Annotated in this window: 18 protein-coding genes and 1 pseudogene; 10 read left to right on the top strand and 9 right to left on the bottom strand. The window is 64.4% G+C overall.

The genetic code is table 11. From position 1 onward, the window contains the following. Positions 1–214, bottom strand: a 214-nt coding sequence (locus Q7O19_RS08905) for a twin-arginine translocation signal domain-containing protein (protein WP_303810007.1), incomplete at its 3' end; no start/stop codon positions are given. 103 nt (positions 215–317) lie between these two features. Here Q7O19_RS08905 and Q7O19_RS08900 point away from each other — a divergent pair. The 10 genes and pseudogenes from Q7O19_RS08900 (at position 318) to Q7O19_RS08855 (ending at position 10187) form a co-directional block, all read left to right on the top strand. After that, the gene (locus Q7O19_RS08900; RefSeq protein WP_303810006.1) at positions 318–860 is read left to right on the top strand and encodes a hypothetical protein; all 543 of its coding nucleotides are present in this window, start codon (positions 318–320) and stop codon (positions 858–860) included. A 31-nt stretch (positions 861–891) separates the two neighbouring features. Beyond that, the gene (locus Q7O19_RS08895) at positions 892–2871 is read left to right on the top strand and encodes an NAD(P)/FAD-dependent oxidoreductase (protein WP_303810005.1); all 1980 of its coding nucleotides are present in this window, start codon (positions 892–894) and stop codon (positions 2869–2871) included. Positions 2872–2969: 98 nt separating this feature from the next. Beyond that, entirely contained in the window at positions 2970–4094 is a 1125-nt protein-coding gene (locus Q7O19_RS08890) for a CaiB/BaiF CoA-transferase family protein (RefSeq protein ID WP_303810004.1), read from the top strand. A 10-nt stretch (positions 4095–4104) separates the two neighbouring features. After that, entirely contained in the window at positions 4105–5271 is a 1167-nt protein-coding gene (locus Q7O19_RS08885; protein WP_303810002.1) for a deoxyguanosinetriphosphate triphosphohydrolase, read from the top strand. Beyond that, positions 5268–6401 (top strand): serine hydrolase domain-containing protein, encoded by a 1134-nt coding sequence (locus tag Q7O19_RS08880; RefSeq protein ID WP_303810001.1) that lies wholly within the window; start codon positions 5268–5270, stop codon positions 6399–6401. The genes Q7O19_RS08885 and Q7O19_RS08880 overlap by 4 nt, the downstream gene beginning before the upstream one ends. Beyond that, on the top strand, positions 6398–7807 hold the full coding sequence (locus Q7O19_RS08875) for a serine hydrolase (RefSeq protein WP_022680312.1): 1410 nt from the start codon (positions 6398–6400) through the stop codon (positions 7805–7807). The genes Q7O19_RS08880 and Q7O19_RS08875 overlap by 4 nt, the downstream gene beginning before the upstream one ends. Before the next feature lie 295 nt (positions 7808–8102). Then, positions 8103–8366 carry an HK97 family phage prohead protease gene (locus Q7O19_RS08870; protein WP_022680311.1) on the top strand — a complete coding sequence of 88 codons (264 nt, stop codon included), beginning with the start codon at positions 8103–8105 and terminating at the stop codon, positions 8364–8366. After that, positions 8351–8560: pseudogene (locus Q7O19_RS08865) on the top strand (phage major capsid protein); the annotation flags it as partial. The gene Q7O19_RS08870 and the pseudogene Q7O19_RS08865, both read left to right, overlap by 16 nt. Before the next feature lie 11 nt (positions 8561–8571). Continuing rightward, positions 8572–8841 (top strand): hypothetical protein, encoded by a 270-nt coding sequence (locus Q7O19_RS08860; protein ID WP_303794292.1) that lies wholly within the window; start codon positions 8572–8574, stop codon positions 8839–8841. Positions 8842–8990: 149 nt separating this feature from the next. After that, positions 8991–10187: an OmpA family protein gene (locus tag Q7O19_RS08855; RefSeq protein ID WP_303810000.1), complete on the top strand. Its 1197-nt coding sequence runs from the start codon at positions 8991–8993 to the stop codon at positions 10185–10187. Positions 10188–10332: 145 nt separating this feature from the next. Here Q7O19_RS08855 and Q7O19_RS08850 read toward each other — a convergent pair whose 3' ends face one another. The 8 genes from Q7O19_RS08850 to Q7O19_RS08815 all read right to left on the bottom strand — a co-directional run bounded on the left by Q7O19_RS08850 (position 10333) and on the right by Q7O19_RS08815 (position 17687). Next, positions 10333–10995 carry a hypothetical protein gene (locus Q7O19_RS08850; RefSeq protein WP_303809998.1) on the bottom strand — a complete coding sequence of 221 codons (663 nt, stop codon included), beginning with the start codon at positions 10993–10995 and terminating at the stop codon, positions 10333–10335. A gap of 78 nt (positions 10996–11073) precedes the next feature. Next, on the bottom strand, positions 11074–11373 hold the full coding sequence (locus Q7O19_RS08845) for an SCP2 sterol-binding domain-containing protein (RefSeq protein WP_029131460.1): 300 nt from the start codon (positions 11371–11373) through the stop codon (positions 11074–11076). Between the two features lie 82 nt (positions 11374–11455). Then, positions 11456–11692, bottom strand: coding sequence for a hypothetical protein (locus Q7O19_RS08840; protein WP_303809996.1), 237 nt, complete (start codon positions 11690–11692; stop codon positions 11456–11458). A gap of 137 nt (positions 11693–11829) precedes the next feature. Continuing rightward, on the bottom strand, positions 11830–12465 hold the full coding sequence (lipB, locus tag Q7O19_RS08835) for a lipoyl(octanoyl) transferase LipB (RefSeq protein ID WP_303809995.1): 636 nt from the start codon (positions 12463–12465) through the stop codon (positions 11830–11832). Between the two features lie 2 nt (positions 12466–12467). Further along, entirely contained in the window at positions 12468–13610 is a 1143-nt protein-coding gene (locus tag Q7O19_RS08830; protein ID WP_303809994.1) for an epoxide hydrolase family protein, read from the bottom strand. Then, a complete protein-coding gene (locus Q7O19_RS08825; protein WP_303809993.1) occupies positions 13607–15244 on the bottom strand; it encodes a GMC family oxidoreductase in 1638 nt (545 codons plus the stop codon). Before Q7O19_RS08825 ends, Q7O19_RS08830 begins: the two co-directional genes overlap by 4 nt. Positions 15245–15322: 78 nt before the next feature. Next, positions 15323–16357 carry a histidinol-phosphate transaminase gene (locus Q7O19_RS08820; protein WP_303809992.1) on the bottom strand — a complete coding sequence of 345 codons (1035 nt, stop codon included), beginning with the start codon at positions 16355–16357 and terminating at the stop codon, positions 15323–15325. 109 nt (positions 16358–16466) lie between these two features. Continuing rightward, the gene (locus tag Q7O19_RS08815) at positions 16467–17687 is read right to left on the bottom strand and encodes an NAD(P)/FAD-dependent oxidoreductase (RefSeq protein ID WP_303809990.1); all 1221 of its coding nucleotides are present in this window, start codon (positions 17685–17687) and stop codon (positions 16467–16469) included. Positions 17688–17729: the final 42 nt, after the last annotated feature.

Raw genomic sequence — 17729 nt, 5'->3', positions numbered from 1 at the left:
CAAAACTGCCGTCGCGGGCCATGTGCGCGGTTTCGAAACTGCCGGGATATTGCCCGCGCAGGCCGGTTTTCAACGGGGGATAGTCGGGCGCTTCGGCCGCCCATGCCGGCAAGGATAGGCCAGACGCCGCGACACCAACCGCCACGCCGCTGATGAAATCCCGCCGCGCAATCGGCCGGTTCATCCCCAACGTCCGATCAGACCAATCGCTCATCACCTGGTTCCCCCTGCCGGCTCCGCCCCTCCGTAATCCGACGAGCGAGACGACGCCCTGCAATTAGGCTAGCATACCGCCATCGCAGTGCAAGGAGGGGCCGATGCGCCAGAACATCCCGTTGATCGCCGTAATGCTGGCTGCCGCCGTGCCCGTCGCCGCCCAGACCCCGGCAGCGCCGCCCGCTGCCAAACCCACCGAAACCTGCCGGGCCGACAGTCTGTTTCGCCAGCAGGATTTCACCGTTGGCGAATGGGATGTGTTTGCCGGCGACAAGAAGACCGCCGAAGTCTCCATGAAGCTGATCCTGAACGATTGCGTGATCGAGGAACGCTGGATGGTGCTCGACGCGGCCCGTGGCGGCAATGGCGTTGGCCTGTTCAACTATTCGCCTCTGCTGAAGAACTGGGGCTATTACTGGGCGACGGATACCGGGGCGACCACCAGTTTCCGCGGCAGCCTGATCAAGCCCGGCGAGATGCGTTATGTCACCGAACGGCCGCTGCCGAACGGCAAGGTGCGGCTGCGCCACTGGACGCTGTTTGCCAACTCGGATGGCACCATCCGCGAACTTTCGGTGGGCACCGAAGATGGCGGCACGACCTGGACCACCGAATATGATCTGAAGTGGGTGCGACGGAAATAACAACGGGCAAAGTGCACTTGGGGGCTGGCCGATGCTGGATGATGACGCACTGGGCATGAACGCCCGCATCAGCCGCCGCGATTTCGTGAACGGAGCCGCGGTGGCGGTCGGCGCGCTCGGGGCCGGGGTGCCGGCACTGGGCGCAGCGCGAGCCGGGGGCCTGATCCCGCAAGACGAGACTTACCCCCCGTCCCGCACCGGGATGCGCGGCAGCCATCCGGGCTCGTTCGAAATGGCGCATGCGTTGCGCGACGGCCAGAAACCCGGCGACGCGCAGGATACGGGTGAGACCTATGATCTTGTCATCGTCGGCGGCGGGCTGAGCGGCCTGGCGGCAGCGCATTTCTATCGCAAGGCAGTGGGGCCGCAGGCACGCATCCTGATCCTTGATAATCACGATGATTTTGGCGGCCACGCCAAGCGCAACGAATATGTGGTGGATGGCAAATCCATCGTCATCAACGGCGGCACGCTGAATATCGAGTCGCCCGAACGCTACAACAAATGGGCGCGTTCGATCCTTGATGATCTCGGCATCGATCTGGAGCGCTACAAGGTCACCAACGATGCCAACAGCCGGCTCTATGCCGGGCTCGGCCTGCGGCGCGGCTATTTCTTCGAGAAGGAGCGTTGGGGCAAGGATCAACTGGTGGTGGCCGATCCGGCGCAGCGCGGCATGCGCGGGCCGCGGTTCGGCGCAGAGTTCCTCGCCCGCACGCCTCTTTCGCCAAAGGCCCGTGCCGACATGGCGCGGCTGCTTGCACCCGATCAGCCAGATTATCTGGCCAGCATGGATGTGACGGCAAAGAAGGCCTTCCTCGCCCGCACATCGCTGCAGGATTATTATACCCAAACAGTCGGCCTCGATGCCCAAGCGATGTGGTTCTTCATGACCATGGGCCGCGCCAGCTTCTGTGTCGGCGCCGATGCCACGCCGGCGCTGTTCGGCTGGGTGCAGGGCTATCCCGGTTTCTCCGGCCTTGGCCTGGGCCAGGTACCCGATGGCCTGTTTGCCGATCTGCACGGCGGCCACCACGGCCGCCAACGCGAAGGCAAGGAGTCCATTCATTTCCCCGATGGCAATGCCACGCTGGCCCGGCTGCTGGTGGCGGCACTGGTGCCTGGGGCGACGCCGGCGCGCACGCAGGAAGACATGGCAACCGCCCGCATCAATTATGCTGCGCTCGATGCGCCGGCGAACCCGGTGCGCATCCGGCTCTCCAGCCTCGTTCTCAACGTCAGCCACGACGGCGATGCGGCGAGCGCCAGCAACGCGACGGTGCGTTATGTGAAAGATGGCAAGCTGCAATCGGTGCGCGCGAAGGCGGTGCTGCTCGCCTGCTGGAACGAGGTGATCCCGCACATCATGCCGGAATTGCCCGCCGCCCAGAAAGACGCGCTGCGCTATGGCACCAAGGGGCCGCTGGTCTATACCAATGTCGTGCTGCGCAACTGGCGCGCCTTCCACAAGCTCGGTGTGTCCAATTTCTATTGCCCAACCATGTTTCACGACACGGTGGCGCTCACCGAAGCTGCCAGACTGGGCGGCGTGGTCCACGCGCAAAGCCCGGACGAGCCGATCGCGCTGCATCTGACGCAATTTCCCGCCGAACCCGGCCTGCCGCGCCGCGAGCAGCACAAAATTGGCCGCGCCCGCCTGCTCGCCACCAGCTTCGAGGATTTCGAGCGCGAAACTCGTAGCCAATTGGCACGTTTGCTTGGCCCCGGCGGCTTTGATCCGGCGCGCGACATCGCCGCCATTACCGTCAACCGCTGGCCGCATGGCTACAGCTATACCTACAACAGCCTCACCGATCCGGTGGAGTGGGTCTATGCCCAAAGCCCCACCCGCCCCTGCGTCATCGGACGCCAGCCCTATGGCCTGGTTGCCATCGCCAATGCCGATGCCGCCGCCAGCCCGCACACTGATGCCGCGTTCGAGGAAGCCCACCGCGCTGTGAGCGAGATCGTCGAGCGGCAGACCTTCCCGTTCGTGCCCCGCACCGATTGAAGGCCGCCGGCCGCAGTGCCTGCCCCTGCCACCCCCAACAGCTTGGCCTGCCGCGCCCGGCGTGCCACTTGTGGCCCAAACACAAGGGAGTGACGCATATGGCCGGGCCGCTGCAGGGAATCAGGATCATCGAACTGGCCGGGATCGGGCCGGGGCCATTTGCCGGTATGATGCTGGCCGATCATGGCGCGGAAGTGATCCGGGTGGATCGGCCGGGCGCGCGGATCGATGCGCGTGATCCGCTGCTGCGCGGCCGACGGGTGATCGGGGTGGATCTGAAGAGTGACAAAGGCAGGGCGCTGGTGTTGGATCTGGTGAAATCCGCCGATGCGCTTTTCGAAGGTTTCCGCCCCGGCGTGACCGAGCGGCTGGGCCTGGGCCCGGCAGAATGCCACGCCGTCAATTCCAAGCTGGTATATGGCCGCATGACCGGCTGGGGCCAATTCGGGCCCTATGCCAACGCCGCCGGCCACGACATCAACTATATCGCGCTGGCCGGCGCCCTGCACGCCTATGGCCGGGCGGGCGAGAAGCCGACGCCGCCGATCAACATGGTCGGCGATTTCGGCGGCGGCGGCATGATGCTGGCGTTCGGCATGGTTTCGGCGCTGCTGCACGCCAAAACCACCGGCCAGGGCCAGGTGATCGATTGCGCCATGACCGATGGTGCGGCAGCGCTGATGGCGATGATTTGGGGTTTCCGCGCCAACGGCATTTGGAAGGACGAGCGCGGGGTGAACCTGCTCGATACCGGCGCCCACATGTATGACACGTATGAATGCGCCGACGGAAAATGGATCAGCATCGGCAGCCTGGAACCGCAATTTTATGCACTGCTGCTGGAAAAGACCGGGTTGAAGGATGATGCGGATTTCGCCGCGCAGATGAACTCGGCGCAGTGGCCCGCGTTGAAGGAGCGGCTGACGACGCTGTTCAAGACGCGCACCCGCGATGACTGGTGTGCGGATATGGAGATGACCGATGTGTGCTTTGCGCCTGTGCTGAGCATGAGCGAAGCCCCGCACCACCCGCACAATGCCGCGCGCGGGACGTTTGTGGAGGCTGACGGCGTGATGCAGCCGGCACCGGCGCCGCGTTATTCCGCCACCGTGAGCGATACGCCGCGCATGACCAAGATCGCCGATACCGACGCGATCCTGGCCGAGCTGGGCTATGACGCGGGCAAGGTGGAGGCGCTGAAGGCGGCCGGAACGGTGAAGTGAGGGGGGGGCTTTGACCCTCGCCACCTATGCCACGCACTGGCAGGCGTCACGCGGGCGGCTGCACACGGAGGCGGCATCGGCGACGCGCAGCCCGTTTGCGCGCGATCGTGACCGGATCATCCATGCCGGCGCGTTCCGCCGGCTGCGCTACAAGACGCAGGTGTTTGTCGCGCCGGATGGTGATCATTTCCGCGTGCGTCTCACCCATAGCCTGGAAGTGGCGCAGATCGCCCGCAGCCTGGCCCGCGCGTTCAGTGTCGACGAGGATCTCACCGAGGCGCTGGCGCTGGCGCATGATCTGGGCCACCCGCCGTTCGGGCATAGCGGTGAGGATGCGCTGGAACGGGTGATGGCGCCTTGGGGTGGCTTTGATCACAACGGCCACGCCCTGCGCATCGTGACGAAACTGGAGTGCCGGCACCCAGGGTTCGATGGCCTGAACCTGACATGGGAAACACTGGAAGGCCTGGCCAAGCACAACGGCCCGATTTTCGAACCCGGCTGGGCGCTGGCCGGCGTGGATGCGGCTTGGCCTTTGGACCTAACCAGCCATGCCGGGCTGGAAGCGCAGATTGCGGCGATTGCCGACGATATTGCCTACGACAATCACGATCTGGATGATGGCATCCGCGCCGGCCTGTTCGGGATTGAGGATGTGGTGGCCGCCGTGCCCTTCGTGGCTGATTGTTGGCAGGCGGTGACGCGGCGCTGGCCCGGCATTTCGGCGCGGCGGCGGCTGGTGCCCGAACTTGTGCGCGAACAGATGGGGCGGATGGTGACGGATCTGATCGCCACCACGCGCGCCCGGCTTGCGGCGATCGATGCGCGCAGCGTCGAAGATATTCGCAGCGCCGGCCACACGATTGCCGGCCTTTCGGACGGGCTTTCCGCCGAGGTTCGGGCGCTGAAGGCCTTCTTGCGCGAACATATGTACCGCGCGCCGGCGGTGGCCCGGCTGCGCGATCCTTCTGAAGCGGTGGTGGAAGGGCTGTTTGCCGCGCTGCACGCCGATCCGGCGCAGTTGCCGGGCGATTGGGCCGCGACCTGCCCGGCCGAAGAACCGGCGCGTGCCCGGCATGTTGGTGATTTCGTCGCTGGCATGACAGACCGATATGCGCTGAAACGATATCGTGAACTGGTGGGGCCATCGCCCCTGCCCGAGGAGATGGTGACATGAGTGACGTTCAGGGTTTTGTGCATCCGAAATTCGAAGCCGTGCGCGGCGCCTTTGCCGCGGCCTTCGCGCGCGGTGATGATCTCGGGGCCAGTTTCGCCGCCACGATTGATGGCGAGCCAGTGATCGATCTGTGGGGCGGCTGGGCCGATGCCGAACAGACGCGGCCCTGGGAGAAGGACACGATCGTCAACGTCTATTCTACCACCAAGACGATGACGGCGCTCACCGCGCTGTGGTTGGCGGACCAGGGCGCGCTGAAGTTTGAAGAGAAGGTCGCGCATTACTGGCCGGAGTTTGCCGCGGCCGGTAAGCAGGACGTGACCGTGGCGCAGTTGATGAGCCATGCCGCCGGCCTGTCCGGCTTTCACGATCCGATGCAGCCGGCTGATTTGTACGACTGGGATCTGGTCACCAGCCGCCTGGCCGCGCAGGCGCCGTTCTGGGAACCGGGCACCGCGCCGGGCTATCACGCGGTGACGCAAGGCTATCTGGTCGGTGAAGTTGTGCGGCGCATCACCGGCAAGTCGCTGGGCACGGTGTTTGCGGAGCAGTTGGCCGGGCCGCTGGGGGCCGATTTCCATATCGGGCTGGATGCGGCGCACGATGGCCGTGTCGCCGATCTGGTGCCGCCGCCGCAGGGCGCCAGCATCAGCGACGGGCCGCAATCGGCGCTGGCGAAGAATATGGCGACCAACCCGCCGATCAACCCGCTCGATACCCGCACCCGCGCATGGCGCGCGGCGGAAATCCCGGCGGCGGGCGGCCATGGCAATGCCCGCTCGGTCGCGGCGGTGCAGACCCTCATGGCCAATGGCGGTGTGGCCGGCGGCAAGCGGCTGCTGAGCGAGGCCGGCGTGAAGAAGGCGTTGGAACTGCAGATCGAAGGGCACGACCAGGTGCTGAACATGCCGGTGCGTTACGGCATGGGCTATGGCCTGGCTGGGCCGACACGCCCGATGCCCAACCCCAACACCATATTCTGGGGCGGTTACGGCGGCAGCCTGGTGGTGTGCGACATGGATGCGCGGCTGTGCATGAGTTACGTGATGAACAAGATGGCTGGCACCACCGTGGGCGACATGCGCGCCGGCATGCTGATGGCCAGCGTGTGGGGGACCCTGATGGCATGAAGCGGGCACTGATCGCGGCGGCATTGCTGGCTGCTCCTGCCGCTGCGGCAGAGGACCCTCACCGGCTGGCGCTGGCGGCGGGGTACAAGGCGGCCTTCCTGTGTTCCGGGCGCTGGAATGCAGGACAGGATGTCGCCAGCATCACCCGCGATGATCTGACCGGTATCTACCGCGAGTATCAGGACAGCGTGACCACATTGCCCGCCGCGATCAACGAAGCAACGCGAACCGTATCGGTTAAATTTGCTGATGATATGCCACCTCGCATCGCCGTGTGGCGGCCTTTGTTGGGCTGCGCGCAGTTGCCGCCGGGCGCCGGGCCGGAGGTCGCATCAGCGCTGCCCAAGCTGGTGCCGGGCCTGACAACACCAGATCTGGCGGCGACCGATGCCATGGCCTGGCCGCTGGGCGATGCCGGCGCGGCGCAGCCGCTGAAGAAGCGCAAGGCCCGCGTCGCGCTGGATGAAGTGGTGGCGACGGCCTTTGCCAGTGATCGCACCACGGCGGTGATCGTGCTGAAGGACGGCAAGATCATCGCCGAACGCTATCGCGCCGATTGGACGATGCACACGCCGCAGCGCACGTGGAGTGTGGCCAAATCGCTGACAGCCACACTTGTCGGCCGGGCGGTGCAGCTTGGGCTGGTGGACGTGAACCGGCCAGCGCCTGTGCCGCAGTGGCGAGCAGAAGGCGATCCGCGCGCCGCCATCAGCTGGAACCAACTGCTGCGCATGAATAGCGGGTTGTGGACGGCCGGGCCGGGCAACCGCACGGACGAAGTTTATGTGGGCGGTGCCTTGGTGGCGCAGACGGCGGTGACGATGCCGCTGGAATATGCACCGGGCACGCATTTCAATTACAGCAATAATGACATCATGTTGGCCGGGCTGGCCCTTTCGCGCACCGTCGCAGCACAGGGCGGCAAGCACGCGGCGCTGGCCTTCCCGTTCACCGAACTGCTGTGGCCGCTGGGGATGACCCGAACCACGCCGGAAACCGACTGGCAGGGCGATTTCGTGCTGTCGAGTCAGGTGTGGATGACGGCGCGCGATCTGGCCCGGCTGGCGCTGCTGTACCAGAACGGCGGCAAGATTGGGGGCCAGCAGCTGCTGCCTACCGATTGGCCGGCATTTGTGGAAGCCGCGACAATGACCCAGCCGCAGGGCCGGCCCGAAGGCTATGGTGCCGGATTCTGGCGGTGGGGTGGGCTGGGCGCGCATGATGCGGTGCCGGCATTGCCTGCGGGAACCTATGCGATGAATGGCAATCGCGGGCAGTATGCGGTGATCGTGCCGGGGAGGAATATCATCGTGATTCGGCGCGGCTTCGATCTGCCGGCCGCGCCATTCGCGATGCCGCGCTTTGCTGCGGAAGTGGTGGCGACGCTGGATAAAATAACCAAATAGGCACTTTATTGATTGACAGGTGTAACGCTTTTGGTTATCAATATGGCATGCCTGCGGAATCGGCCTGAACAGGGCTGAAGTCGCCGCTTTCCAGGAGCCTCTTGCATGCTTGATGCGCTTGTCTCGCCAGCGATGGCTGGTGACGTGTTTGCTGTGGCTGCTTGTGCCCCTCCGGCCCGCAAGCAGCGCGATCGCTCAGCAGAGCGCAGCCGCCACCGGCTGGGCACCCGCGAAGCGCGGCGATTGGTGGGCAGCCGCAAGGATCGCATGGCCTTTCTAGAATTGCTGGCCCGCCATGGCGGCCGGCCGTCTGCGGATTGCTGGCTATGCCAGCGTGTTTGCCGTGCCCGACAAGGGTGGCGACGTGGTGATGCCGGGCGCCTTTGCCGAGGCGACAGCGCCGATCCCCCTGCTGTGGCAGCACAAACCGCATGAACCAATCGGGTTCGTCGATAGCCTGGGGGAAGATGCCCGCGGCCTCCGCATCTCGGCGCGCATCCTGCCGCAAGGGCGCGGGGCCGAGGCCGCGGCGCTGGTGCAGGCCGGCGCGCTTTCCTGACGGCGCCCACCGCTGCCACGGCGGATCTGACGCGTCCGTTCGGCGCGCTGCAGTTCATCACGTTGGGCGCGGCGGGCAATTTCGCTGAGACCAACCCGCAGGATCGCCTGATCGACATGGTGCACGCGCTGGCCAGCCCCTATCGCCAGGGTGCGGTGTGGGTGATGAACAGCGCCACGCTGGCGCGCATCCGGCCGGAACGCTGATGCACTGGCAAGATTCGGGCTGGTTGGCCGCAAGTCCCCGCGATGGACAGGTCGTGCTGGTCGATGATGAAGACGTGATGCTTGTCCGCAAGGGCGACTGGCAGGCCAAGTGGCCCACTCTGGGTTTTTCGATCAATGGCCGCACCCTATTGGCCGCCTATCCAGCCATGATTACCCTGCCCAGCGGTGGTGGCATAGTGGACAGCGAAGCCCGCGCAACATTGGCTACACTGCTGACGGCATTGCAGCAGCAGGGCATAATTTCCTAAAAACAGGGAGGGCTGTCGCCATTTTCCCCTTTGAACTGTTGCATCGGGGCAACAATCTTAACCAATCCAGACTTGCATCCCCGCAAGTGCCTGCGATAAAGACTGTCGAGAAGCCAGAATAGGATTGGCTCTACTCAAAGGGGAAGACGATGCGCAAGCTTGCGATCGGCCTCGCCCTCGCGGCAACCGCGCTTTCGAGCGCGGCCACTGCGAAGGACAAGGCTTGGTATATTGGTCTGGAAGCGGGTGTTAACCTGCTGCAAAAGCAGAGCCTGGACATCTCCACAGCCAATGGTGCGACCACGGTCGAAAACTCAATCACGCACACCTATTTCCCCGGTTTCGATTTCGGCGGGAATGTTGGTTATGATTTTGGTGGTTTCCGCGCCGAATTCGCGCTGAACTATCTGCGTTCCAAGAATCGTGAATCGAACCTGTTGAACCCGCCGCCGGCGATTCCGTACACGACGACCACGGGCGTCAACACGGTCGGTATCCCGCCGACGCGTCAGTATCCTGACGCCGGTGGCACCGCCAGCGCCTTGGCCTTCATGCTGAACGGCCTCATCGATTTCGGCGGCAAGGACAAGGACTTCGGTGGCTACATCGGCGCTGGTGCCGGTATCGCCCGCGTCAAGCAGTTTGCGCGTCTGCGCAATCCGGGCCTGGTATTCCAGGACGATGCTGATACGTCGTTCGCGTGGAACATCCTAGCTGGCGTCTATAAGCCGATCAGCGACCATGTCGATGTCGGCCTGAAGTATCGTTGGATGAACGTGAACAAGGTGGACACGTTCACTGTAAACGGTCTGCCGGTGAACAACGCGTTCCGCAGCCACAGCGTGCTGCTGACGCTGACCTACAACTTCTTCGAGGCGGAAGCGCCGCCTCCGCCGCCTCCGCCGCCTCCGCCGCCTCCGCCGCCTCCGCCCGCACCGGCCCCGCTGCCGCCGTGCCCGCCGGCTGCTGTGACCCCGGGTCCGTTCTTGGTCTTCTTCGATTGGGACAAGTCGGCCATCACGGCTGAAGCCGCTGCGATCCTTGATCGTGCTGCGGAACAGTTTGCCGCCACTGGCCAGACCAGCGTTGCGCTTGCCGGCCACGCCGACAAGTCGGGCAAGGACGATTACAACGTGAAGCTGTCGCAGCGTCGCGCTGATGCCGTGAAGGCCTATCTAGCCGGCAAGGGCGTTCCCGCTGATGCGATGGGCACCGAAGCGTTCGGCGAAGGCCGTCCGTTGGTTGATACCGCCGATGGTGTGCGTGAACCGCAAAACCGTCGCGTGGAAATCACCTTCAGCGGTGCTCCGGCGCCGGCCCCGACGGGCCCATGCCAGCCGCAGTAAGCGGCTTACAGGCTTAACGAAATCGGGGGAGCGGCTCAGCCGCTCCCCCTTTTTCTTTGTCTGCCGTCGGTCAGGACCAGATACAGCCAGCCCCCGCCCGCAGGCTGCTGCCTGGTTGTTAAGCCACCAACCAGACGAGTGTCGGTCAGCTCTCGGTGAGGTTAGCCAGATCCGGCCGCACATCGGGCAGCGGCGGCAATGGCGGCACGTTCAATCCGGCAGCCGGCGGCACATAGGCCAGCGCGGCGCGCAGCTCCGGTACCATGGCCTCTGCAATCCGGCCCATTGCGCCGACATCGCCGACACGCACTGCCTGACCCGCCTGACCAGCAGCCCAGCAAAAATTATATTGCGCATCCAGGGTTGAAAAACTGTTGTAGCTGCGGGTGTTGTAGCGATCAAAGGCCGCTGCGCCGCCGCGCTTCATTGTCCGCGTATAATGGCTCAGCACCGTCGTCTGAGCTGATGTCAGCTCGCCGCCGTGCTTCCTCAGCATCTGATTATAATTGTCCACCGAGCGCAGGAACGGTGAATATTGGCACTGCAGTGCAGCGACGTTCAATGCCGCGCGCAATGTCCACACCGCATGGGCGCGCGTTTCAACCGGGATCGCCCGGATCAGAACCACCGCCTTGGGCACCATGATGCCAGCTGTTGTTGGCAGCTTTGGCGCCGGCGGCTTGGCCGGCATTCGGCTAGCGGCTTTGACCGGGCCCTTGCGAACCGGGCGCTTGCTCTTGCGCGGCGCAGCGTCGGCAGCGCTCACCACAAGAAAACAACTCAGCGCCAGCCACAAAATTGAACGCATCAATTACCCATTCAAGAAAAGGAGCCTCAGGCCACCGGGCCGGGCGATGCCCACGCCCGGTGAACCATCACGCCCGGTTCAGCCCAGGATGCTGCCCAGCGAAAGGGCGACCGACATGTCGCCTTCGATCTTGAGCTTACCCATCATGAACGCCATCTGGGCGTTCTGCTTGCCCGTGGCAATATCCATGAAATCAGCCATCGAAACCTTGATGCTGCAGGCAGTCGGGCCGTCTTCATTGCTGACGACGACGGGCGAAACGGTATCATCAATGCGCACCAGGCCATCGGCGCCGAAATCGAATTTCACGGACTTCTTGAACTGGCCACCGGCGCCCAGGCGCTCGGTCATCTGTTCCGTGATTTGTGTAAGGCTCATGGTCATTCCTTCCCCAAACAAGAAAAAAGGGCCGCCCCAAGCGGGACGGCCCTTCCTAACGCAATTCGACGAAAAGTCGAAATTACTTGGCTTCAGCCGGAGCGGCTTCAGCGGCCGGAGCAGCGGCGTCAGCGGCCGGAGCAGCGGCGTCAGCAGCCGGAGCCATGGCGTCGGCAGCCGGAGCAGCTTCCGGAGCGGCTTCAGCGGTCGGGGCTTCAGCGGCCGGGGCTTCTTCAGCCTTCTTTTCGCCGCAAGCGACGACGAGCAGGGCGGCGCCAGCGATGATCGAGGCAGTCTTCAGCTTTTCAACGATGGTCATTTCTAATCTCCTTGGACGGTAACGCCTGAACCCAGGACGAGTTGGGTCGGCTCGGCTCGGCCTTAAATCCCCCAACTGAAGTAGACATTAGCGAGGCGCGTGAAATCGCGCAAGCGGGTCTTTGCATCAAGCCGGCGTCATGCGACGAGACGTGCAAGCATGGCGGGCAAATGGCGCGCGAGCGACTGATCGACGTCGGCCAGCGTTGCACCGTGCCCCAGCGCCGCCAGACTGGTGACCGGTTCGGACAGCCCGCAGGGGATGATCCCATTGAAATCATTGAGATCGGGCGCGACGTTCAGCGACAACCCGTGAAAACTTACCCAGCGTTGCACACGTACACCGATGGCGGCGATCTTCGCTTGCCCGTCCGCCGTGTCCACCCAGACGCCCACTTTGCCCGGGATGATGCGGCCAGCGATCCCGAAATCGGCCAGCATGTCGATCAGCCAGACTTCCAGTGCTGCGACAAAACGCCGAACATCACGGCCGCGCGCTGCCAGATCCAGCATCACATAGGCTACGCGCTGCCCTGGTCCATGATAGGTATAGCGACCGCCGCGCCCTGCGCTGAAGACAGGAAATCTTTCCGGATCAATGAGTTCTGTCGCATCAGCGCTGGTGCCAGCGGTATAGAGTGGGGGGTGTTCGACCAGCCAGATGCGTTCCGATTCGGAGTCGGCCCTGATGCCGGCCGCGATTCCCTGCATCCTGGTCAATGCGGCCGGATAGGCGGTGAGGCCAGGCGTTACCTCCCAGACCGGATCGGCCATGCTCACAGGCTGGCGACAAAGGCCCTGAGATCGGCCAGGAAAAGTTCGGGTTCTTCAAGGCTGGCAAAATGGCCGCCGCGGGGCATGGTCGTCCAATGTGCGACATTATAGCCACGTTCCACCATCGATCGCGGCGGGAAGGCCAGCAGATCGCGCGGGAACGCGGCGACGCCGACCGGCACTTCGACGTGGCGATCAGCCGGCATGGCGAATCCGCCCTCCAGAAACAGGCCGCGATAGATCCAGGTCGCGGTGAGGAAGCTGCGGGTAGTGAGATAGATCATGATGTTGGTGAGCATCTGATCCATGGTGAACGGCGGATCGGTATAATCCCCCGCCACATCCGACCAGCCTACGAACTTCTCGGCGAACCATGCGGCCACCCCCATCGGCGAATCCATCATGGCAAAGCCCAGGCTTTGCGGCTTGGTGCCCTGCAGCTGCAGATAGGCGGTTTCGGTTTCGCGCATGGCGACCGCCTTCTGCATCCAGGCCATCTCGTCCGGCGTGTTCGGCGTCATATCGGCACTGCGCAGGCCATAGCCATTGAGGTGGATGGCTTTGACCCGGCTTGAATCGAGTCCCATCCAGCCGCCGACCACGCAGCCCCAATCCCCACCCTGATAGATATAGCGATCATAACCCAGCGCGCCCATCAGCGTATCGTAACGGCGGGCCACCTCGCGCGGGCCGATCGGTGCCGATGGCCGGTCTGACCACGCATAGCCGGGCAGGGATGGCGCCACGACATGGAAGGCCGGTGCGGTCGGATCTTCCGGTTCAGCCAATCGCTCCATGATCGCATCGAATTCCAGGATCGATCCTGGCCAACCATGAGCGATCAGCAATGGCCGCGCATCGGGCCGGCTGGAACGCAGATGCACGCAGTGGAGATGGAAGGGTTGGCCGCCATCTTCCCCCACCTGCACCCGCACATGCGGCAACCGATTGAGATGCTTCACGGCGCCGGCCCAGTCGTAACCGCCCAGCCAATGCGCCTGCAGGCGCTGCATGTAATCTCGGTTGGCACCGTGCCGCCAGCCGGCGTTTGGCGGCTCTTCAAACCAGCGATAGGCCGCAACACGATCGCGAATCCAGGCGACTTCAGCCTCGTTCACCGGGATGGTGAAGGGCGTGCTGCTCATGCCGCCAACCCCAGCTTGCGTTCCAGCTTGGTGCGCGCGGCGATGATGTCGGCGGCCTTTTCGGCGATCATGATGGTGGGTGCGTTGGTGTTGCCCGAGACCAGGAACGGCATCACGCTGGCATCGATCACGCGCAGCCCTTCGACGCCGTTCACCCGCAACTGGCCATCGACCACGGCGCGTTCATCCACGCCCATCCGGCAGCTGCCGACCGGGTGATAGATGGTTTCGGCCCAGCCACGCATTTTTTCCAGCAGCTGGCTGCTATCCGTCACCTCCGGACCCGGCCAGGCTTCGCCATCGTTGTAGGGCGCAAAGCCGGGCTGGCGGCCGATCTCACGGGCCATTTCCACACCGCGCACCAGGATTTCGACATCTTCCGGCGCTGAAAGATAATTGGGATCTATCGCCGGTGCGGCCAGCGGATCGGCGGACTTCAGCCGGATCGTGCCGCGGCTTTCCGGGCGCAGCTGGCACACGTGCAGCTGATAGCCATGGCGCCCATCCATGGTGCCGCGGCCGTGCGGATTGCCGCGCACCGGCATGAAGTGCATCTGGATATCGGGCGCGGCCAGGCCTTCGCGTGTGGAAAGGAACGCCCCCATCGGCGTTGGCATGTGGGCGCCATTGCCGGTGCGGGTGAATACCCATTTGCCCAGCGCTTTCATCTTGTTGATGAATTTCGAATTGTTGTTGAGCGTCACCGGCTGGCTGCAATGCCATTGCACGATCACATCCAGGTGATCCTGCAGATTGCCGCCGACATCCTGGCTGTCGGCCACCACCTCCACACCAAACTGCTTCAGATGCGCAGCCGGGCCAATGCCGGACAGCATGAGCAATTGCGGGCTGTTTACAGCGCCGCCGCACAGGATGATTTCCCGGCCCATCGCGGATAGCAGCGACGTGCCTTGCGTATATTCAACGCCAACCGCGCGCTTGCCTTCCAGCAGCACGCGCCGAGCCTGCACGCCGGTGATGATCTGCAAATTGGGCCGCTTGCGCACGTCGGCGGTGAGATAAGCCTTGGCGGCGGAGAAGCGCTCCCCATCCTTGATGGTCGCGTCATATTGGCCAACGCCTTCGAATTGCGGCCCGTTGAAATCGTCGGTCAGCTTGTAGCCGGCCTGCACTGCCGATTCGGCAAAGGCTGCGTTGAGCGGATTGGGCAGGGCGCCCTTGCGGCTGGTGTGCAGCGGGCCGCCACTCCCGTGAAATTCGTCGCTGCCGCGTTCCGAATCCTCGGCCTTGCGGAAATAGGGCAGTACATCGGCCCAGCCCCACCCGGTGAGGCCCAATTGGCTCCAGCGGTCATAATCGCTGGCGTGGCCGCGGATATACACCATGCCGTTGATCGACGATGATCCGCCCAGTGCCCGCCCGCGCGGCCAATAGAGCGGGCGGCCGCCCAGATGCGCCTGCGGCTCGGTCCAGAAACCCCAATCATAGGGGCTGGGTTTTTCCGGCGGGATGATCTGGGCGATGCCGGCCGGCATCTGGATCAGCATGTTGTTGTCGTTGCCGCCGGCCTCCAGCAGCGCCACGCGCGTGCCGAGATCGGCAGAAAGCCGGTTGGCCAGAGCGCATCCGGCTGAACCTGCACCCACGATGATGAAATCAAACGCCTCGGTCACGCACCATCCCCTGTAACATTTGGACCAAGCTACTCGCCTTGCCGGCAGCGCGCAAACCGCCAGCTTGGGGAGGGCGGGTCAGGCCCTGACCAGTTCCGGCAGGGCAGCGGCATAGCGCTCCACGTCGGCCATGCGCCCGGTCGACACGCGCGACCATTCGGGCCAGGCCTGCCCCCATGCGCCGCGCACCAATATGCCGCGCTGGGCCATGGCGGCGGCAAAGCGGTTGGCATCGGCCACCTTCACGAACAGGAAATTGGTCTGGCTGGGCAGGGCGATGGTGCCGGCTTTGGCCACGCCGGCCTGCAGCACCCGGCGCGCGGCCGTGATGGCGCTGCGGCTCTGTGCCTGGAACGTGCCATCATCCCAAGCGGCGATGGCAGCAGCCAGGCCCGGCGCATTCAGGCTGATGGTGACGCGATGGCGCTTCAGTTCGGCGGCATTGGCGGGCGACGCGACAGCATAGCCGATGCGCAGCCCAGCCATGCCGAACAATTTGGAAAAGGTGCGGGTGACGATGATATTGGCGCCCGCCTGCACAAGCGGCAGCATGGTCGAACCGGCCGGATCGTCGGCCAGTTCCATATAGGCTTCATCCACCAGCAGCGTGACGCGCGCCGGCAGCGCTTTCGCAAAGGCGAGAAGATCAGCCGCCTTCAGCATCATGCCGGTCGGATTGTTGGGATTGCACAGATAGACCATCGCCACGTCGGGTGCGGCAGCGGCCCGTGCCAGCGCGCCCAGATCGATGCCCAGATCCGGCGCCATGGCGACGCGGCGATAATTGAGCCCCTGCGCCATCGGATAGAGCAATGGCTCATCGAATTGCAGCGCCGGCAGCAATATGGTGCCGCGCTTGCCCCAGGCGAGGGCGGCACTGGTGATGACTTCCGAACTGCCGTGACCCAGCACCACTTGCGAAGCCGGCACGCCCAGCCGCTTGCCGATCATCGCCGCCAATCGGGCTTCCGCATCGTCGGCATAATACCAGCTGCTGCGCGCCAGTTCGGCCATAGCCTGAATGGCGGAGGCCGGCGGCCCAAGCGGATTTTCGTTATATTTCAGATGGGCAATGCCCGGTGCCGGGGCAAAGCCGGTGGGATCCGCCACCATTGGTCGGATTGTGGTGGCGCTTGCCCCCGTGTTCAAAGTTGTGCTGGCAACCGCTGCTGTTCCCGCCAGCCCCAGCCAGCCCCGCCGTGAAACGTCCATATTTGCCCCCTCAGGCCGGATGCCAGGTCTTCAAAAGCGTCGCCGTATCGGCCAGTGCCTCCACTGGCACCGTCACGCCCTGTTCCACCAGCGCCTTGCCCTGCACATAGTCGCGCGCGGCGTTCACGCAGTCCAGCGCGATTACCTTGCCGGCTTTCAGGTAGATCAACGAGAAACTGCGCGTCGCCGGATCGCCGCGCAGCACGGTCTGATCATGGCCGATGCTCATGCCCATCGTCTGCAGCCGCAGATCATATTGGTTTGACCAGAACCAGGGCACCGCGTGATAGGGCGCGGGATCGCCAGTGATAGCGCGCGCCACCGTGGCGGCCATGTCTGCGGCGTTCTGAACTGATTCCAGCCGGATTTCGGCGCCGCCGGCAAAGGCGTTGGCGTGCAGCGCGCAATCACCGATTGCAAACACATCCGGCAGGCTGGTGCGGCAGTGATCATCCACCCACACACCGTTGCCGCCGGTGGCGCCAGCCGCCAGCAAGGGCGCCACGGCAGGCACGATCCCGATGCCGACAATCACCACATCGGCCACGATCTGCCGCCCGTCGGTCAGCGTGGCGAGCTTGGCATCGCCGGCTGCGGCCAAGCTGGCCAGGCCGGCCCCGGTGACGATTTCCACCCCGTGCGCGCGATGTTCGGCTTCATAAAAGGCCGAAAGTTCCGGTCCGGCCACGCGCGCCAGCACCCGATCCAGCGCCTCGATCACCGTCACTGAATGGCCCAACTTGCTGAGCACGGCCGCCGATTCCAGCCCGATATAACCGCCGCCGCCGACCAGCACGCGCGATTCGGGGCGAAGATCGGCCTTCAACGCATCCACATCGGCGCGGGTACGGATGGCGTGCAGGCCGGGCAGTTCATGGCCGGGGCAGCTCAGCTTGCGCGGATCGCCGCCCGCCGCCCACACCAATTGGCCATAGCCAATGTCGCCCGCTGTGGTCGCCAGTGTGTGCGCCGCGGCATCCACCGCCGTGACGCGCGTGCCCGTCATCACCTCGACATTGCGCTCCGCCCAGAAGGCCGGCGGGCGCAGCAGCATGCGGTCGAAACTCTTTTCGCCGGCCAGATATTCCTTGGACAGCGGCGGGCGCTCGTAAGGCAATAAAGGTTCGACCGTGATGATGGCCAGGCTGCCAGTGAAGCCCTTCTGACGCAACTGCGCGGCTTGTGCCGCACCGCCATGCCCGCCGCCCACGATCACCACGTCGAACTGCATGATTTACTCCCGTTTCAAGTTGGCATGCGGCAACGGCGCGAC

This window comes from Sandarakinorhabdus limnophila DSM 17366, assembly GCF_945882885.1.
GTDB classification, from domain to species: Bacteria; Pseudomonadota; Alphaproteobacteria; order Sphingomonadales; family Sphingomonadaceae; genus Sandarakinorhabdus; species Sandarakinorhabdus limnophila_A.
This window is presented reverse-complemented; position numbering and strand designations above follow the sequence as displayed.